15 protein-coding genes are annotated in these 16,547 nt (G+C 71.5%); 8 read left to right on the forward strand and 7 right to left on the reverse strand.

The window, feature by feature from the left end:
- Positions 1–32: 32 nt before the first annotated feature.
- Positions 33–302 carry a hypothetical protein gene (locus ASD10_RS18925; protein ID WP_056611038.1) on the forward strand — a complete coding sequence of 90 codons (270 nt, stop codon included), beginning with the start codon at positions 33–35 and terminating at the stop codon, positions 300–302.
- 18 nt (positions 303–320) lie between these two features.
- Here ASD10_RS18925 and ASD10_RS15635 read toward each other — a convergent pair whose 3' ends face one another.
- A complete protein-coding gene (locus ASD10_RS15635) occupies positions 321–2,402 on the reverse strand; it encodes a prolyl oligopeptidase family serine peptidase (RefSeq protein WP_056611040.1) in 2,082 nt (693 codons plus the stop codon).
- 59 nt (positions 2,403–2,461) lie between these two features.
- Here ASD10_RS15635 and mshB point away from each other — a divergent pair, with 59 nt between their 5' ends.
- The 3 genes from mshB (at position 2,462) to ASD10_RS15650 (ending at position 5,926) form a co-directional block, all read left to right on the forward strand.
- The gene (gene mshB, locus ASD10_RS15640; protein ID WP_056611042.1) at positions 2,462–3,370 is read left to right on the forward strand and encodes an N-acetyl-1-D-myo-inositol-2-amino-2-deoxy-alpha-D-glucopyranoside deacetylase; all 909 of its coding nucleotides are present in this window, start codon (positions 2,462–2,464) and stop codon (positions 3,368–3,370) included.
- Between the two features lie 6 nt (positions 3,371–3,376).
- Positions 3,377–3,718 carry a hypothetical protein gene (locus tag ASD10_RS15645; RefSeq protein WP_056611046.1) on the forward strand — a complete coding sequence of 114 codons (342 nt, stop codon included), beginning with the start codon at positions 3,377–3,379 and terminating at the stop codon, positions 3,716–3,718.
- A gap of 84 nt (positions 3,719–3,802) precedes the next feature.
- Entirely contained in the window at positions 3,803–5,926 is a 2,124-nt protein-coding gene (locus ASD10_RS15650; protein WP_056611050.1) for a VanW family protein, read from the forward strand.
- Positions 5,927–5,944: 18 nt separating this feature from the next.
- On the opposite strand, the gene ASD10_RS15655 is transcribed toward ASD10_RS15650, so the two are convergent.
- Positions 5,945–6,904, reverse strand: a complete 960-nt coding sequence (locus ASD10_RS15655; RefSeq protein WP_157432684.1) for a GNAT family N-acetyltransferase — start codon at positions 6,902–6,904, stop codon at positions 5,945–5,947.
- Between the two features lie 116 nt (positions 6,905–7,020).
- On the opposite strand from ASD10_RS15655, the gene fdxA reads away from it, so the two are divergent.
- Positions 7,021–7,344 carry a ferredoxin gene (gene fdxA, locus ASD10_RS15660; protein ID WP_056611057.1) on the forward strand — a complete coding sequence of 108 codons (324 nt, stop codon included), beginning with the start codon at positions 7,021–7,023 and terminating at the stop codon, positions 7,342–7,344.
- Positions 7,345–7,349: 5 nt separating this feature from the next.
- Complete coding sequence (dapC, locus tag ASD10_RS15665; protein ID WP_056611060.1) at positions 7,350–8,462, forward strand: succinyldiaminopimelate transaminase; 1,113 nt, start codon at positions 7,350–7,352, stop codon at positions 8,460–8,462.
- 120 nt (positions 8,463–8,582) lie between these two features.
- Here the strand turns inward: dapC and ASD10_RS15670 are convergent, their stop codons facing one another.
- Genes ASD10_RS15670 through ASD10_RS15680 form a run of 3 tightly spaced genes read right to left on the reverse strand, consistent with a single transcriptional unit; the run spans position 8,583 to position 11,545 of the window.
- Complete coding sequence (locus ASD10_RS15670) at positions 8,583–9,407, reverse strand: hypothetical protein (RefSeq protein ID WP_157432685.1); 825 nt, start codon at positions 9,405–9,407, stop codon at positions 8,583–8,585.
- 9 nt (positions 9,408–9,416) lie between these two features.
- Complete coding sequence (gene dapD, locus ASD10_RS15675; protein ID WP_056611066.1) at positions 9,417–10,361, reverse strand: 2,3,4,5-tetrahydropyridine-2,6-dicarboxylate N-succinyltransferase; 945 nt, start codon at positions 10,359–10,361, stop codon at positions 9,417–9,419.
- 41 nt (positions 10,362–10,402) lie between these two features.
- Positions 10,403–11,545 carry an LCP family protein gene (locus ASD10_RS15680; protein ID WP_056611069.1) on the reverse strand — a complete coding sequence of 381 codons (1,143 nt, stop codon included), beginning with the start codon at positions 11,543–11,545 and terminating at the stop codon, positions 10,403–10,405.
- 161 nt (positions 11,546–11,706) lie between these two features.
- Here ASD10_RS15680 and ASD10_RS15685 point away from each other — a divergent pair, with 161 nt between their 5' ends.
- Together ASD10_RS15685 and ASD10_RS15690 are read left to right on the forward strand one after the other, a co-directional pair.
- A complete protein-coding gene (locus tag ASD10_RS15685; RefSeq protein WP_056611071.1) occupies positions 11,707–13,170 on the forward strand; it encodes an LCP family protein in 1,464 nt (487 codons plus the stop codon).
- Between the two features lie 214 nt (positions 13,171–13,384).
- Positions 13,385–14,755: an LCP family protein gene (locus ASD10_RS15690; protein ID WP_162248870.1), complete on the forward strand. Its 1,371-nt coding sequence runs from the start codon at positions 13,385–13,387 to the stop codon at positions 14,753–14,755.
- A gap of 62 nt (positions 14,756–14,817) precedes the next feature.
- Here ASD10_RS15690 and ASD10_RS15695 read toward each other — a convergent pair whose 3' ends face one another.
- Positions 14,818–15,651, reverse strand: a complete 834-nt coding sequence (locus tag ASD10_RS15695) for an ABC transporter ATP-binding protein (protein WP_235502058.1) — start codon at positions 15,649–15,651, stop codon at positions 14,818–14,820.
- Complete coding sequence (locus tag ASD10_RS15700) at positions 15,641–16,537, reverse strand: ABC transporter permease (RefSeq protein ID WP_056611076.1); 897 nt, start codon at positions 16,535–16,537, stop codon at positions 15,641–15,643. The genes ASD10_RS15695 and ASD10_RS15700 overlap by 11 nt, the downstream gene beginning before the upstream one ends.
- Between the last annotated feature and the right edge of the window lie 10 nt (positions 16,538–16,547).

Genomic DNA, 16,547 nt, shown 5'->3' on the forward strand with positions numbered 1-16,547 from the left:
CGCGGCCCGCGGCCGGGTCCTACGATGTGGGCATGGGCGAGGTCTACTTCGACGAGGACGACGACGCGGCCGAGCTCGTGGCCGCTCTCGACGCCGAGGGCTACTCCACGACGCTGCGGCGCGAGGCGTTCGCGGGCGAGGAGGACTGGGACGACCGCGCGTGGGTGCTGGTCGTCGAGCCCTTCGACGAACGGGTCGTCGACATGGTCGACGTCTACGGCGGCTGGCTCCCCGGCGATCCTCAGGAGACCGCGGCGGAACCGCCCCCGCTCCCGGGCCAGCCCCGACGTCTCAAGCACTGACGTCACCGCCGGGCCCGCTCAGACGCCGAGGTGGTCCTTCAGGAACTGCACCTGCAGCAGCTTGAGGTTCTCGGCCACGACCTCCTGGGGCGTCATGTGGGTGACGCCCGACAGCGGCAGGACGGTGTGCGCTTTGCCCGCCGCCAGCAGGGCGGACGACAGCCGCAACGTGTGCGCCGCGACGACGTTGTCGTCGGCGAGCCCGTGGATCAGCATCAGCGGACGCTCCAGCAGCGGTGCCAGGGGGATCAGCGAGTTGCGGTCGTAGACGTCGGCGTTCGTCGCGGGGTCGCCGAGGTAGCGCTCGGTGTAGCACGTGTCGTAGAGGCGCCACTCGGTCACGGGCGCCCCGGCGACCGCGGCGTGGAACACGTCGGGACGCTTCAGCACCGCGAGGGCCGAGAGGTAGCCGCCGTACGACCAGCCCGTGATGCCGACGCGCGACGTGTCGACGTCGTCGGGGTACGCCGCCGCGACGGCCTCGAGCGCGACGACCTGGTCGTCGAGGGTCGCCCCGGCGAAGTCGTGGTGGATCGTGTGCTCCCACGCGGGGCCGCGTCCCGGGGTGCCCCGCCCGTCCGCGACGACGACGCAGAAGCCCTGGTCGGCCAGCCACTGGGCCTCGAGGAAGCCGCGGGCCGAGGCGAGCACGCGCTGGGCGTGCGGACCGCCGTACGGGTCCATCAGCACGGGCAGCCGCACCGATCCGCGCTCGTGGCCGCGGGGGAACAGCACGGCCGTGCGGATCTCGTCGTCGCCGGCCCGCAGCATCGTGACCTGCGGCTCGAACGGTGCCGGCTCCGCCACGACCCGGACGCTCGTGGGCTCGGCGCCGTCGCGGTGCACCGTGACGGTCGTGCCGACGACGTCGAGCGCCGACCTGACCACGACGGTCGTCGGACCACCGACGACGGCGCCGTGCACCGCCGCGCCGCGGGTCAGCGGCTCGACGGACCCGTCGAGGCCGAACCGCACGACCTGCACCTCGGCGGGCTCCTCGGACGCCGTCGCCACGACGCAGTCGTCGTACACCTCGACGATCGACCGCACCTGCCAGTTGTCGGGGGTGACGGGCTGGCCGTCGACCGCGACGTGCCACGACGTCCCCGCCTCGACCGTGACGAGCCGTCCGTCGGGCGTCCACCGCGGGGCGGACGTCAGCTCGACCCAGAAGTCGGAGCGGGTCGTGCGCAGCACCGTCGTGGCGCCGGTCGAGACGTCGACCGACAGCACCTGCGACGAGACCTGGTCGCGGCTCATGACCTGCAGCAGCGGCGCCCCGTCGGCCGACCAGGTGACCCGGCCGAGGTACTCGTGCTCGGCGCGGTCCCAGACGATCTCGGTGCGGCGGCCGTCGAGGCCGACGTGCCACAGCGTCACGTCGGCGTTGGGCGTGCCCGCCGCGGGGTAGCGCTGGGCGACAGGCTCGCGCTCGGGGTTCTCCGGGTCGGCGACGAACCACGTCCGCACCGGCGCGTCGTCGAACCGCTCGACCAGCAGCGACTCGCCGTCGGGCGCCCACCAGAAGCCACGGAAGCGGTCCATCTCCTCGGCCGCGATGAACTCGGCCTGTCCCCACACCTCGGTGCCGGACTCCGGCGACACGAGCGCCCGCTCGTCCTCGCCGTCGACGCCGACGACCCGCAGGGCGCCGCCCGAGGCGTACGCGATGCGGCGGCCGGTCGGGTCGAGACGGGGGTCGATGACGGCTCCGACGCTGGGCAGGGCGTGCACGGCCCCGCCGTCTCCCAGGCGCACCGCCCACAGGCGTCCGGACAGGGCGAAGCACGCCCAGCGCCCGGTCGCGTCGACGTCGTAGGCCACGAGGCCGGCCGCCGACTCGCGACTGCGCTCGCGGCGCGATCGCTCCTCGGCCGAGAGCTGCTCGCCGTCGTCGCCGAGCAGCTCGGCGGGGTCGACCAGGACGGTCTCGGCACCGGTCGCGACGTCGTGCTCCCACAGCTGGCCCGTGCGGGTCACGCCGTCGGGGGTGCGGATGAAGCGCACCGTGCCGCCGTCGGGCGACACCGTGATCGAGCGGGGGACGCCGAGCGTGAAGCGCAGGGTCCGGGCGGCCAGGCGGGGGTACGAGACGGTCATGCGTCGAGTCAATCATTGTCGGCGTCGGCGGACGCGCTCCGGCCAGTAGCCTTGGGCCCATGACGACCCCCGACCGCCGCCTGCTGCTCGTCCACGCCCACCCGGACGACGAGTCGCTCAACAACGGCGCGACGATGGCCAAGTACGTCGCCGACGGGGCCCGGGTGACGCTCGTGACGTGCACGCTCGGCGAGATGGGCGAGATCCTCGTGCCCGAGCTCGAGCACCTCGCGGCCGACCGCGACGACGCACTGGGCGAGCACCGGGCCGGCGAACTGGCCGCGGCGATGGCCGAGCTCGGCGTCACCGACCACCGGCTGCTGGGCGGTGCCGGACGCTTCCGCGACTCCGGCATGAAGTGGGACGAGAACGGTCACGCGACGGCCGCCGACGAGATCCACGACAACGCGTTCTGGAACGCCGACCTGCTGGTCGCCGCGACCGAGCTGGCCGCGGTCATCCGCGAGGTGCGCCCCCAGGTGCTCGTGACGTACGACGACTTCGGCAACTACGGCCACCCCGACCACGTCCAGGCGCACCGCGTCGCGCACTACGGTGCCGACCTCGCCGCCGCGCGCTCGTACCGCCCCGACCTCGGCGAGGCGTGGGACGTCGCCAAGATCTACTGGGTCGCGATGTCGGCGTCGCGGTTCCGCGAGGGCCTGCGGGCCATCCGCGCGACGGGCGACACCACGACGTTCGAGGGCATGGACCCCGATCACCTGCCGCCGTTCGCGATCGAGGACGAGCACCTCGACGCCGTCATCGACGCCCCCGAGCACGTGCAGGCCAAGCTCGCGGCGATGAAGGCGCACCGCAGCCAGATCACCGAGGACGGCATGTTCTTCGCCGGCGGCATGGACATGGCGGCGGTTGTGTGGGGCAGCGAGTTCTACCGCCTCGTCAAGGGCGCCCGCGGGCCGGTCGGCGACAGCGGGCTCGAGGAAGACCTGTTCGCAGGTCTGTAGGCCGACGTGCTGCGTGTCGCCCTCGTCGTCGTCGGGGCCTACGACTGCCTGCTGGGGGCCGTCGTGCACCGGCAGGTGTGGGTCGCGGGGGGCGTGACGTGGCCGTGGGGGCTCGTCGCGACGGTCGTCGTCACGGCCCTCGTGACGGTCGCGGCCAACGACGCGACGCGCGTGGGAGGGGCGTGGCTGGCGATCGGCTGGGCGGGTGCGCTGCTGGCGTTGCAGTGGTCGCCCGGCGGCAGCTACCTCGTCGCCTCCGACGGTCTGGGGATGGCGTTCACGGCCGGGTCGCTGGGGGTCATCGTGCTTGCCGTGGCGGCGCGAACTAGGCTCGGACCACGATCGTGACGGGGGACGGACAGCCTTTCGCGGCACATCCCGCCGCTGTGGCCCCGCCCCGCGTGGCGAGATGCTGATCCAGGGGAGACACGCATGACCGACCAGACGCCAGACCGTCCGCGCGACGACGACGACGCGACGGCCGACGACGTGACGGTCGACCCGGAGTCCGGGTTGGTCCTCGAGAACGACGAGCTCGACCTGACCGCCGCCCCGCCCGCCGACGAGTCACCCACGCCCGCCGAGGAGTCGCCCACGCCCGTCGAGGAGTCACCGACGCCCGTCGAGGAGTCACCGACGCCCGTCGAGGAGTCGCCCGCGCCGGTCGGGCGCACCCCGGTCGAGGACGGTCCGGCGCCCGAGACCCGCGTGGCCCGCGACGACGACCTCGTCATCCCCGCCCACGCCGTCAGCGACGACTGGGACGACCGCCCCCAGGCATCCGCGACGTCCGCCGACGGCGGCGACCACGCCGGCGGCGGCAGCGGCATCGGCACCGGGTCGGGATCGTCCCGCCACTGGGGCCGGTACGCGCTGCTCGCGGTCGTCGCGCTGGTCGGCGCCGCCTACGTCACGGGCTACTTCCTGACGGGCACGCGCATGCCGTCCGACACGACGATCGCCGGCGTCGACGTCTCGGGCCAGTCGCCCGCCGACGCGCGCGCGACGCTCGAGCAAGCCCTGGCCCCCGTGGCCGATCGCGAGATCGACCTGACGTACGGCCGCAAGACGTTCGCGATCAAGCCCGCCGACGCCGGTCTGGCGCTCGACGCCGACCGGTCGGTCGCCGAGGCGGGCGGCGCCCGCAGCTGGGACCCGCGCGACATGGTCGCGCTGTTCGTCGGCGACCGCGAGCACGCCCCCGTGCTCGACGTCGACGACGCCGCGCTGGCGAGCTCGGTCGCGGCGATCAGCGAGGGCATCGACGAGGAGGTCGTCGAGCCGCAGATCACCTTCCCGAAGGCCACGCCCACGGCGCGTCAGCCGAAGGCCGGCCTGGTCGTGTCGCGCTCCGACGCCGCCGACGCGATCCGCGCCGCGTACCTCGTCAGCGACGAGCCGATCGAGGTGCCGACCGCCGCGGTCGAGCCGACGGTCGACGCCGACGGACTCGCGGCCGCCATGACGCAGATCGCCGAGCCGGCCGTCAGCGGTCCGGTGACGCTGAAGGTCGGCGACGCGTCGGTCGCGCTGCCGGTCACGGCGTTCGCTCCCGCCCTCACGGTGCAGGTGCAGGACGGCTCGCTGAAGCCCGTCATCGACGCCGAGGAGCTCGCCGGGCCCCTGACCGACTCGACCACCGGCATCGGCACCAAGGCCGTCGACGCGACGGTCCGGATCGAGGGCGGCAAGCCCGTCGTCGTCCCGGGCAAGGAGGGCCTCGGCCTGCAGCCCGAGGAGATGGCGACCGCGCTCGTCCCGGCCCTGACGCAGACCGGCGACGCGCGCTCGGTCGCGGTCGAGGCCAAGGTCGTCCAGCCGCAGTTCACGACCGCCGACGCCGAGGCGCTCAAGATCACCGAGAAGATCGGCGAGTTCGAGACGAAGTTCCCCTACGCCGAGTACCGCAACACCAACCAGAGCCGCGGGGCCGAGCTGATCGACGGCACGATCGTCAAGCCCGGCGAGACGTTCAGCTTCAACGACACGGTGGGCGAGCGCACCGAGGCCAACGGGTTCGTGACCGGCACCGTCATCAACGGCGGGGTGTTCCGCGAGGAGCTCGGCGGCGGCGTCTCGCAGGTCGTCACGACGCTCTACAACGCGGGCTTCTTCGGTGGCATGGACGACGTCGAGCACCACCCGCACGCGTTCTACATCGACCGCTACCCGGTCGGGCGCGAGGCGACGGTCTACTACGGCAGCCTCGACCTGCGCTTCAAGAACCCCACCGACTACGGCGTCCTGATCCGCGCGTACGTCAACAAGAGCACCCCGGGAACGCAGGGCGAGATGCACGTCGAGCTCTGGAGCACCAAGGTCTGGGACAAGGTCGAGGCCGACGCGTCACCGCGCCGCAACGGCCGGTCGCCCGGCACGCAGTACGACGACACCGACCGGTGCGTCGCCCAGGCGCCCATCGCCGGCTTCGACATCGACATCGTCCGCACGTTCTTCAAGGACGGCAAGGTCGCCAAGACCGAGACCGACACCGCCAACTACCAGGCGGCCGACCGCGTCATCTGCGGCAAGAAGCCCGAGCCGAAGGACGACTGACGCCGCCGGCGGCCGCCCTCACGCCGACGGCTCGCGGTAGACGTAGTCGTGGTGGTCGACGAAGCCGAACGGCCGGTAGAGCGCGAGCGCGGCCTCGTTGCTGCGCATGGTCTGCAGGTACGCCTTGTCGGCACCGTGCCCGACGGCCCACGCCAGGGACGTCTCGACGATGCGGCGCGCGAGCCCGCGCCGCCTCGCCTCCGGGGCCACCTCGACGGCCGACAGGCCCGCCCACTCGCCCGTGACGACGACGCGTCCGATCGCCTCACCCGGTGCGCCGATCGCGACGAAGCCGACGTGCGCCGGGGCCTCCATGACGGCGCGCGCGTCGGCGGGGTCGCTGACGCGTCCGTAGCGCGAGAGCCACGCGTCGTCGGCGACGGGGGAGACGCGCGCGTCGGCGTCGTGCGCGTAGGTGCCGGGCGGGGCGAGGTCGGCGACCTGGACGACCGCGCCGCCGTGGTACCCGTCCATCGGCGCCCACCCCGCGGCCGCCAGCAGCCGGTCGTGCTCCGAGCCGACGACGACCTGGGCCAGCGCAGGGGCCGAGCGCTCGCGGTAGAAGTCGCGCACCCGCGCGAGCGCGTCGTCGAACGGCATGCCGGGGGAGCCCGTCACGGCGACGGAGTTGGCGCGGCCCGTGAAGCGTCCGGCCGCGCGCAGCTCCCACTCGCCCAGCGGGACCGACTCGATCGCCGGCCAGCCGCGCGAGGTGATGCGGGTCAGCTCCTCGGCGTCGACCGCGACGGCCCGGCGGCGCCGCACCGGACGGTCGGGGACGCGCTTCCAGGTCGTGACGGTCGCCCGGTCGACGACGCGCGGGCGTCCGTCCCGCTGCTCGATCGTGAGCGAGACGTCGTCGACGGCCAGGACGTGCCCCACGACGTCGGTCATCTGCGGGCCGCCGGTCGGGCCGACACCGCCCGTCTCATGCCGCACGACGATGCGGGTGCCCACCTCGGGAGCGTCTAGAGTCATGGTTCAAGCCTTCCACGAGATGTGAGGCGGACCCAACTAGTCCCTCCGTCCGACCGGGCGGGATACTGGTCGGAGCTCGCCGCAGTAGCTCAAGCAGTCGTTTAGGAGACGCCCCCGTGACGTACGTGATCGCTCAGCCGTGTGTGGACATCAAGGACCGCGCCTGCGTGGACGAATGTCCCGTCGACTGCATCTACGAGGGCAAGCGGATGCTCTACATCCACCCCGACGAGTGCGTCGACTGCGGCGCCTGCGAGCCCGTGTGCCCCGTCGAGGCGATCTTCTACGAGGACGACACGCCGCCGGAGTGGAAGGACTACTACGACGCGAACGTCAACTTCTTCGACGACCTGGGCTCGCCCGGCGGCGCCGCGAAGCTCGGCGTGATCGACAAGGATCACCCGATGATCGACGCGCTGCCCCCGCAGAACCAGGAGTAGTCCGCATGGGCGCACCGGACGCATCGCGGGTGTCGACCCGGTTCCCCGAGTTCCCGTGGGACACGCTGGCCGGTGCCAAGGAGCGCGCGGCCGAGCACGTCGACGGCATCGTCGACCTGTCGATCGGCACGCCGGTCGACCCGACGCCCGACGTCGCGCGCGAGGCCCTCGTGGCCGCGGCCGACGCGCCCGGCTACCCGACGGTGTTCGGCCCCGAGTCGCTGCGGCAGGCCGCCGTCGACTGGCTCGAGCGGCGGTTCGGCGTCACGGGCCTGACGGCGTCGCAGGTGCTGCCGACGGTCGGCTCGAAGGAGCTCATCGCGAACCTGCCGATGCAGCTGGGCCTCGGGCCGGACGACCTGGTCGTCGTCCCCGAGCTCGCCTACCCGACCTACGAGGTGGGCGCGCGCTACGCCGGCTGCCGGGTGCTGGCCGCCGACTCGCCGGACGTGATCGCGCAGCACCGTCCCGCGCTGGTCTACGTCAACTCGCCGGCCAACCCGCACGGCCAGATCCTCGGCGCCGACCACCTGCGCGCGATGGTCGAGCTCGCCCGCGACCTCGGCGCCCTGCTGGTGTCGGACGAGTGCTACCTCGAGTTCGCGTGGGACGGCGAGCCGGTCTCGGTGCTGCACCCCGACATCTGCGGCGGGTCGTCCGAGGGCCTGCTCGCGGTGCACTCGCTGTCGAAGCGCTCGAACCTGGCCGGCTACCGCGACGCGTTCGTGACCGGCGACGAGTCGGTCGTCACCGAGCTGCTGGCGGTGCGCAAGCACCTCGGCTTCATGCTGCCGACCCCCGTGCAGGCGGCGATGACCGCGGCGCTGGCCGACGACGACCACGTCGCCGAGCAGCGCGAGCGCTACGCCGCGCGGCGCAGCGACCTGCGCGCGGCACTGGAGTCGGCGGGCTTCACGGTCGAGCACTCCGAGGGCGCGCTGTACCTCTGGGCGACGCGCGGCGAGCCGTGCCGCGACACGATCGCGTGGCTGGCCGAGCGTGGCGTCCTCGCTGCTCCCGGCGACTTCTACGGCACGGCCGGCGCCCGGCACGTGCGCATCGCCTTCACGGCCACCGACGAGCGCGTCGCGTCGGCCGTGCGGCGCCTCACCGCCTGACCCGCGTCCGTCGTCCACGGGCGGTGCTCCAGCGACCTGACGCCGCCCGGGGCGGTGAGCGAGCGACCCGTCCGGCCCCGGCACACGTCGCTCAGTCACCGCCCACGACGGGGGCCCGCGTCAGTTGGTCGAGACGCGGACGGTCGTCGATCGGGGCACGTCGCCCCGGGTCCACCCCTCGTCGGAGTCGGCGGACGTCCACCGGTAGCCGTCGAACGTCACCTCGGCGATGCCGAGGAACGCCGCCTGCCCGACGAGGTACTGCGCGATGGCCCACCCGCGGGCCTCGATGTCGGCGGCCCGACCGCTGAGCGGGTACGACGCGTCGTCGCCGTTGCGGACGACCGCGATGTCGCCGAACGCCTCGCGGACGTCCTCGACGACGGCCGTGGTGCTGCCGCTGCCGCCGGCGTTGACCTGGCACGTGAACCGGGCCGGGCTGTAGCCGCGCAGGGCCGAGGCGAGCGCACGCGAGTAGTCCTCGTGCTGCGCGTACGCCTGCGGGAAGCCCGATCGCTGCACCAGCTGCGCCGCGTCGTTGATGACCATGTCCTGGTAGCCGTCGATCTTGACCAGGGCGTCGTAGAACTCGCCGATCGCGTAGTGGGGGTCCATGATCTGCTCGACCGTGCCCCAGCCCTGCGACGGACGCTGCTGGAACAGCCCCACGGAGTCGCGGTCGCCGTAGTCGATGTTGTGGATCCTCGACTCCTGGAAGGCCGTGGCGATCGCGATCGTCGTCGCCCGCGGCGGCAGCCCCCGCTGCTGCGCGATCGCGGCGATCAGCGACGCCCACCGCCCCTGCTCGAGGTCGAGCTGGGCGCGCGTGTCACCCACCGTCGCGACGCAGAACTCCGCCCGCAGCGGGGCCCGGTCGCGCACGACCGTCGCGAACAGCACCAGGGCCGTCACGAGACCCGCCACGACGAACCAGCGCAACCTCACGCCGGCGCCCTAGTTGGCGTGCAGGGCCGCGTTGAGCTCGATGCCGGTGCGCTCGCCGCGCGGACGTGCCTCGAGCACGCCCGTCGCGCTGTCGACCAGGAACAGGATGCCGTCCTGTCCCGAGAGCTCGGAGGCCTTGACGACCGAGCCGTCGGGCGTCGTGACCTTCGAGCCGGCCGTCACGTAGGTGCCCGCCGCGACGACGCAGTCGTCGCCCAGCGAGATGCCGATGCCGGCGTTCGCGCCGATCAGGCAGTTGCGACCGACCCGGATGACCTCCTTGCCGCCACCCGACAGCGTGCCCATGATCGACGCGCCGCCTCCGACGTCGGAGCCGTCGCCGACCGTGACGCCGGCCGAGATGCGTCCCTCGACCATCGCGTGGCCCAGGGTGCCGGCGTTGAAGTTGACGAAGCCCTCGTGCATCACCGTCGTGCCCTCGGCCAGGTGCGCCCCGAGCCGGACGCGGTCGGCGTCGCCGATGCGGACGCCGCTCGGCACGACGTAGTCGGTCATGCGGGGGAACTTGTCGACGCTCGTGACCTGGACGTGCTGGCCGGCCGCGCGGGCCCGGGCGCGGGTCGCCTCGAAGTCGCCGACCGCGCAGGGACCGATCGACGTCCACACGACGTTGGCCAGCAGGCCGAACTGGCCGTCGAGGCTCAGCCCGTGGGGGCGGACGAGGCGGTGCGACAGCAGGTGCAGGCGCAGCCACACGTCGTAGGCGTCGGTGGGAGCGGCCTGCAGGTCGTCGACGCGGGTCAGCACGACGGCTCTCGTCACCTGGCGGACGGGGTCGTCGCCCTCGAGTGCCGTCAGCTCGGCGGGCTCCAGCCCGTTGTCGGGTGCTGCGCCCAGTCGGGGCTCGGGGTACCAGACGTCGAGCACCGTGCCGTCGGCGGTCAGGGTCGCGAGACCGTAGGCGTGGGCGCCGGGGTGTTCCTCGGAAGTCATGGGTCCCAATCTATCGAGGCGGTGGTGGGTCTCTGCCGCGGCTACGACTTCGGGAGACCGTCCTTGGTGCACAGCGAGCCGATCTCCGAGCTCTTGTCCTGGGCGATGAGCTTGAACATCCGCGGAGCACGTTCGGGGTCCCACGTCACGGCGAAGTCGCGCAGCGGCACGGTGCAGTTGAGGCCCTTGCCGCCCATCGACGACGACAGCGCGAGCGCGAACTTGCCGAGCGAGATCGGTCCGACGTCCTCGCCGATCGTCAGCGAGCCCGAGGCGCCGGAGGCGACGCTCAGGTAGCGCAACGGGTTGAGGACGGTCCAGGGCGACTTGGCCTCGCCGGCGATCGAGCCGAGCACCTCGCGCTGGCTCTGCACGCGCTGGATGTCCTGCGTCGCGTACGAGTGGCGGTTGCGCGAGTACGCCAGCGCGGTGCGTCCGTCGGCGGTCTGGCATCCCTTCTTGACGTCGAGCCCCGAGTCCTTGTCCTTGATGTTCTCCGTGGGACAGATCTCGACCCCGCCCAGGGAGTCGACGACCTTGACCAGGCCGCCGAAGCCGACCTCGACGTAGTCGTCGACGCGGATGCCGGTGTTGTCCTCGATCGTCTTGACCAGCAGCTTGGGTCCGCCGTACGCGTACGCCGCGTTGACCTTGGTGCGGCCGTAGCCGGGGATGTCGACGAGCGAGTCGCGCGGGATCGACATCAGGACGTCGGGCCCGGCACCGGTGTGCAGCATCATGATGGTGTCGGTGCGGCCGCGCCCACCGCCGTCGCCACCGGTCGACAGCTCCTTCTGCTCGGCCTTGGTCAGGCCGCGGCGGCTGTCGGAGCCGACCAGCAGGTACGTCGTGCCGGGCTGGTCGGCGGGACGGTCGCCGCCCGGGTCGGCGTCGACCTTGGCGATCTTGCCCCACGCCCAGATCGGGACGGCGACGAGGAAGACGATCCAGGCCAGCACCAGGATGCCGACGACGCGTCGCTTGGTGCGTCGCTTCTTCGGCCGGGGAGGCTCGCCGCCGGGCGTGCCGGCCGCCGGACGGCCACGGCCACCCGGCGGGGGGAGGTTGGGGGGCGGGAGCTGCGGCGGGGGCAGCTCGGAACCGTCCGCACGGGGCGCGGGACGCGTGGTGTCGTCCTCGCCGTAGAGCCACCCGTAGTTGCCCTGGGGGCGCTGATCTGACATGGAGACGACCGTACCGGACCCCGCGTCGCCGACGCCGCAGCCGACCGCGGGGCAGCGCGTCGAAATTGCGCGGCGCGTCGCGGCGCGCCCTCAACCTCCGATTGAGGGTTTGCGTGAATACTGATGCCACCTCAGCTCTTCCCCATCACCGCGAGGACCCCATGTCTGACGTTCCATCGAGTGTCCTGGGCGGGTCGTACGACCGCCCGGCCGACACCTCGGCCCGTATCCAGTTCCGTCGCGCCCTGACGCTGACCGCCATGACGCTCGTCATGCCCGGGTCGGCGCAGCTCGTGATGGGCAACAAGAAGGTCGGACGGATCAGCCTGCGCATCTGGCTCGCGTTCCTGGCCGTCGGAGCCGCGCTGCTGGTGGTCTCGCTGACCTCGCGCACGGGCCTGTTCTCGCTCATGACCAACCCGACCGTCCTCACGCTGGGGCGCTGGACCCTCATCGCCGGCGCGATCGCCTGGGTGGCCCTGATGATCGACGCGTGGCGCCTCGGGCGCCCGCTCGAGATGGCCCGCAAGCACCGTCTGTGGATGACGGGCCTCAACAGCGCCCTGTGCTTCGTCACGGCCGGTGTCATGTTCTTCGCGGCCCACATGGTCAGCACGTCGCAGTCGTTCGTCGGCACGGTGTTCTCGGCCAGCACGACGTCCGCCCCCGAGTCGGGCCGCTACAACGTCCTGCTGCTCGGCGGCGACTCCGGCCCGGACCGCAGCGGTGTCCGTCCCGACTCGCTGACGGTCGCGTCGATCGACAAGGACACCGGACGCACCGTGCTGATCGGCCTGCCCCGCAACCTCGAGGACGTCCCGTTCAAGCCCGGCACCGTCATGGACAAGGAGTTCCCGAACGGCTTCGACTGCGACGGCTGCTACCTCAACTCGGTCAACACGTGGGCCAACGACCACGCCGACCGCTACGGGACGAAGTCGCCCGGCATCAAGGCCACGATGGACGCCGTCGAGGAGATCACGGGTCTCAAGCTCAACTACTACGCGATGGTCAACATGAAGGGCTTCGCCAAGCTCATCGACGCCGTCGGCGGCGTGACGCTGGACGTCCGCGAGCGCACCGCGATCGGCGGCATCGGCTCGCCCGTGCGCGGCTACATCGAGGCCGGCAAGCAGAAGGTCACGGGCGACCAGGCCCTCTGGTATTCCCGCAGCCGGGTGCTGAACAACGACTTCTCCCGCATGGGACGCCAGAAGTGCGTCATCAACGCGATGGTCCAGCAGATGAGCCCCCAGAAGGTCCTGCTGAACGTCGGCAAGATCGCCAAGTCGGGCAAGGAGCTGCTCAGCACCGACATCCCGCAGAAGGACCTCGACGTCTTCATGGACCTCGCGCTGAAGGCCAAGTCGCAGAAGATCTCGACGGTCTCGCTGGTCCCGCCGGTCATCTACACCGGCAACCCCGACTACGTGAAGGTCCGCACCATGGTCGGCGCGGCGATCGACGAGGCCGAGGGCACCAACGCCGCGGCCAAGACCCACCTCGCGAGGGCGGCGCTCTCGGTGCCGCCGACCCAGGAGCAGCAGGTCGAGGCCAAGGCCGCCGCGAAGAAGAAGGACCCGATCGAGGCCAACCAGAGCTCCGACCTGGCAGCGGCCTGCTGAGGTCCCGGCTGAGGACTGGCTGAGATCCCGTGGTGGATGCGGTGACGAGAGCCCCCATCAGCGATACTGGGGGCTCCGCCCGGCGGCGTCCGTCCGCCAGGCACGATCACGAGGAACCATGACGCATCGGGCCAGTCTGCTGGGCCGCGGCTACCAGGACCGCCACCTGGACTCGCCGCGTGTCCGTTTTCGTCGTGTCCTCACGCTGTGCCTCATGACGATGGTCGTGCCGGGCTCGGCGCAGGTCGCGATGGGCAAGAAGATCATCGGCTGGACCGCGATCGTCGCGTGGTGCGCGGCGATCGCGGGAGCCGGCTACGCCTTCTCCACGTTCCGCACCGACCGGGCCCGGGTGCTGGGCTGGTTCACCGATCCCGACGTCCTGCTGGCCACGCGCGTCTCGATGGTCGTGGCGGTGCTGCTGTGGCTCGTGCTGTTCGTCGACGCCTGGCGTCTCGGCTCGCCCGTGCGCCTGACGTTCGTGCGGGCGGCGGTCGTGACGGTCGTCAACCTCGCGATCATCGGCAGCGTGGCGGGGTCGACGGCCTTCGCGTCGCAGCTCATCCAGGTGCAGCGCAACGTCGTCAAGACGGTCTTCCCCGAGACCGAGGTGACCCCGCCGCTCGCGGGACGCTTTAACATCCTGCTGCTGGGCTCGGACGCCCGCGCCGACCGCACGGGCGTCCGCCCCGATTCGATGACGGTGCTGAGCATCGACGCCGACACCGGCAAGTCGGTCATGGTCTCGCTGCCGCGCAACCTCGAGAACGTCCCGTTCCGCAAGGACTCGCCGCTGGCCGCGGTCTACCCGTACGGCTACAACTGCGGCGACGAGTGCCTGCTGAACGCGGTGCACACGATGGCGCAGGACCGCAAGGACCTCTACCCCGACAGCAAGGACCCGGGCCTCGACGCCACGATCGACGCGATCGAGGGCGCGACCGACCTGACGATCAACTACTACATCATGGTCAACCTCAACGGCTTCAAGGGTCTCGTCGACGCCGTCGGCGGTGTCGAGATGGACGTCAAGACCCGCATCGCGATGTTCGGCCACGACGACGCCTACAAGAACGTCTACATCGAGCCGGGCCGGCAGAAGCTCGACGGGCAGGAGGCGCTCTGGTACGCCCGCAGCCGGGTGCAGTCCGACGACTACGCCCGCATGGGACGCCAGAAGTGCCTGATGGCGGCGATGGCCGATCAGCTGAGTCCCGCCAAGGTGCTGACGAACGCGACCAAGATCGCGAGCTCCGGCAAGCAGCTGCTCAGCACCAACATCCCCCAGACCGAGCTCGGGCGCTTCGCCGACCTGGCCCTGAAGGCGCGGGGCAAGCAGATCCGCACGGTCTCGATCGTCCCGCCGCAGTTCAACACCCAGACGCCCGACTTCGACGCGATCCACGCCGCGATCAAGACCGCGATCGACGAGTCGGAGGGCGACGCCGCGAAACCCGCCGCCGGCGGCGGGACGGGCTCGACGACCGGCACGCCGACGACGCCGGCGCCGACCACCCCGACGACGCAGTCGCCCACCGAGGGCCGCGCGGCCAACAACGCCGAGGACCTGCAGACCGCCTGCTGAGCGTCAGCAGTCGACCTGCCGGCAGCGGGGGTCGCCACCCCGGGCCGAGCGAGCGCTGCGCGTCACTTGTCCTGGGCGGCGTGGTAGGCGGCGATGACCTCGTCGGGCTCGCCGTCCATCAGCAGCGTGCCCTGGTCGAGCCAGATGACGCGGCTGCACGTGTCCTTGATCGACTGCATCGAGTGGCTGACGAGGAACACCGTGCCGGCGTCGTCGCGGATCTCGCGGATGCGGGCCTCGCTGCGCTTGCGGAACGTGCGGTCACCGACGGCGAGGGCCTCGTCGACGATCAGGATCTCGTGCGTCGCCATGCTCGCGATCGCGAACTTGAGACGGGCCGTCATGCCCGAGGAGTACGCGCGCATCGGCAGGTCGATGAACTTCTCGAGGCCCGCGAAGGCCACGACGTCGTCGTAGCGGGCCTCGATCTCGTCCATCGTGAAGCCCATCGCGAGCCCGCCGAGGATGATGTTGCGCTCGCCGGACAGGTCCTTCAGGAGTGCCGCGCCGACGCCCAGCAGGCTCGGCCGCGACTCGGAGTAGATCGCGCCGCTGCTGGTGGGGGTGAGGCCCGCGATCGCCCGCATGAGCGTCGACTTGCCCGAGCCGTTGGTGCCGATCACGCCGATGCTGTCGTTCTGGTACGCCGTGAACGAGACGCCCTTGAGCGCGTGGACGGTGCGCATCTGCTTGCCACGGCCCTTGAGGCGCAGCGACTTGCGGTCGGCGGCGGACGGGCGCTTGCCCGTCGCGAACACGTTGTACTCGACGTGCACGTCGTCGACGATCACGACGGGGGCGCGGGTGCCCTTCGGGACGTGCACGGGCGGGTGGGCCATGCCGAGGTCGTCGAGGTCGTCGATCGGCCTGGACTGCTCGGTGGGGTCAGTCGACACGTCCGTACCTCTCCTCGGCGCGCCAGAAGAACCAGACCCCGAACGCCAGCACGCCGATCGTCCACAGGATCGCGTAGACCCAGTAGTCGGTGTTGGTGTCGTAGAAGGGGCCGTCGAGCAGCGCCGCGCGGGCGATGCTGAGGAACTCGTGGACGGGCTGGTAGTCGGTCAGGGTCACGAGCCACGGGTGGCCGGGCGTGCCCTCGGGGTTGGCGGCCGACGGCGGCTTGGGGCCGAACCGCTCCTCGATGCTGAAGAAGATGCCGGTCGTGTAGAAGAAGAAGCGCGTGATGAACGGCAGGAAGTTGTTGAGGTCGCGCCAGTGGACCGCGAGGCGGGCCGTGATCAGCACGATGCCGCACGTGAACGCGAAGAACAGGGCGAAGATCGGGATGATCAGCAGCCAGTGCCACGTGATCGGGTTGCCGGTGGCGACCAGGAACACGAGCATGATCGCGACGGTCGGCAGGAACTTCAGGAAGCGCTCGGTCACGGCGGCCAGCGGCAGCACCATGCGGGGGAACGCGAGGCTCTGCACCAGGGCCGAGTTGTTCGTGATGGCCCGTCCGCCCGCGGTCCACGACTGGGCGAAGAACTCGAAGACGAAGATGCCGATGATCAGGAACTCGACGAAGTGCGGCGGACGGCCCTGGGGGCCGATCAGGACGCCGAAGACCGCGCCGTAGATCAGCGCGTTGAGCAGCGGCTTGAGGATGACCCAGAACATGCCGAGCGAGTTCTGCTGGTTCTCGGACTCGATCCGGAACCTGGCCATCGAGAAGATGAACGACCGCCTGCGCCACACCTCGGTGACGTACTCGCGCAGCGAGGGGCGTCCGCCCACCTTGGTGAGGCCTGCGCTGGCGGCCTCGTCGGCGATTGTCATTGCGTGTCGG

Source organism: Aeromicrobium sp. Root472D3, from assembly GCF_001426485.1.
Classification (GTDB): Bacteria; Actinomycetota; Actinomycetes; order Propionibacteriales; family Nocardioidaceae; genus Aeromicrobium.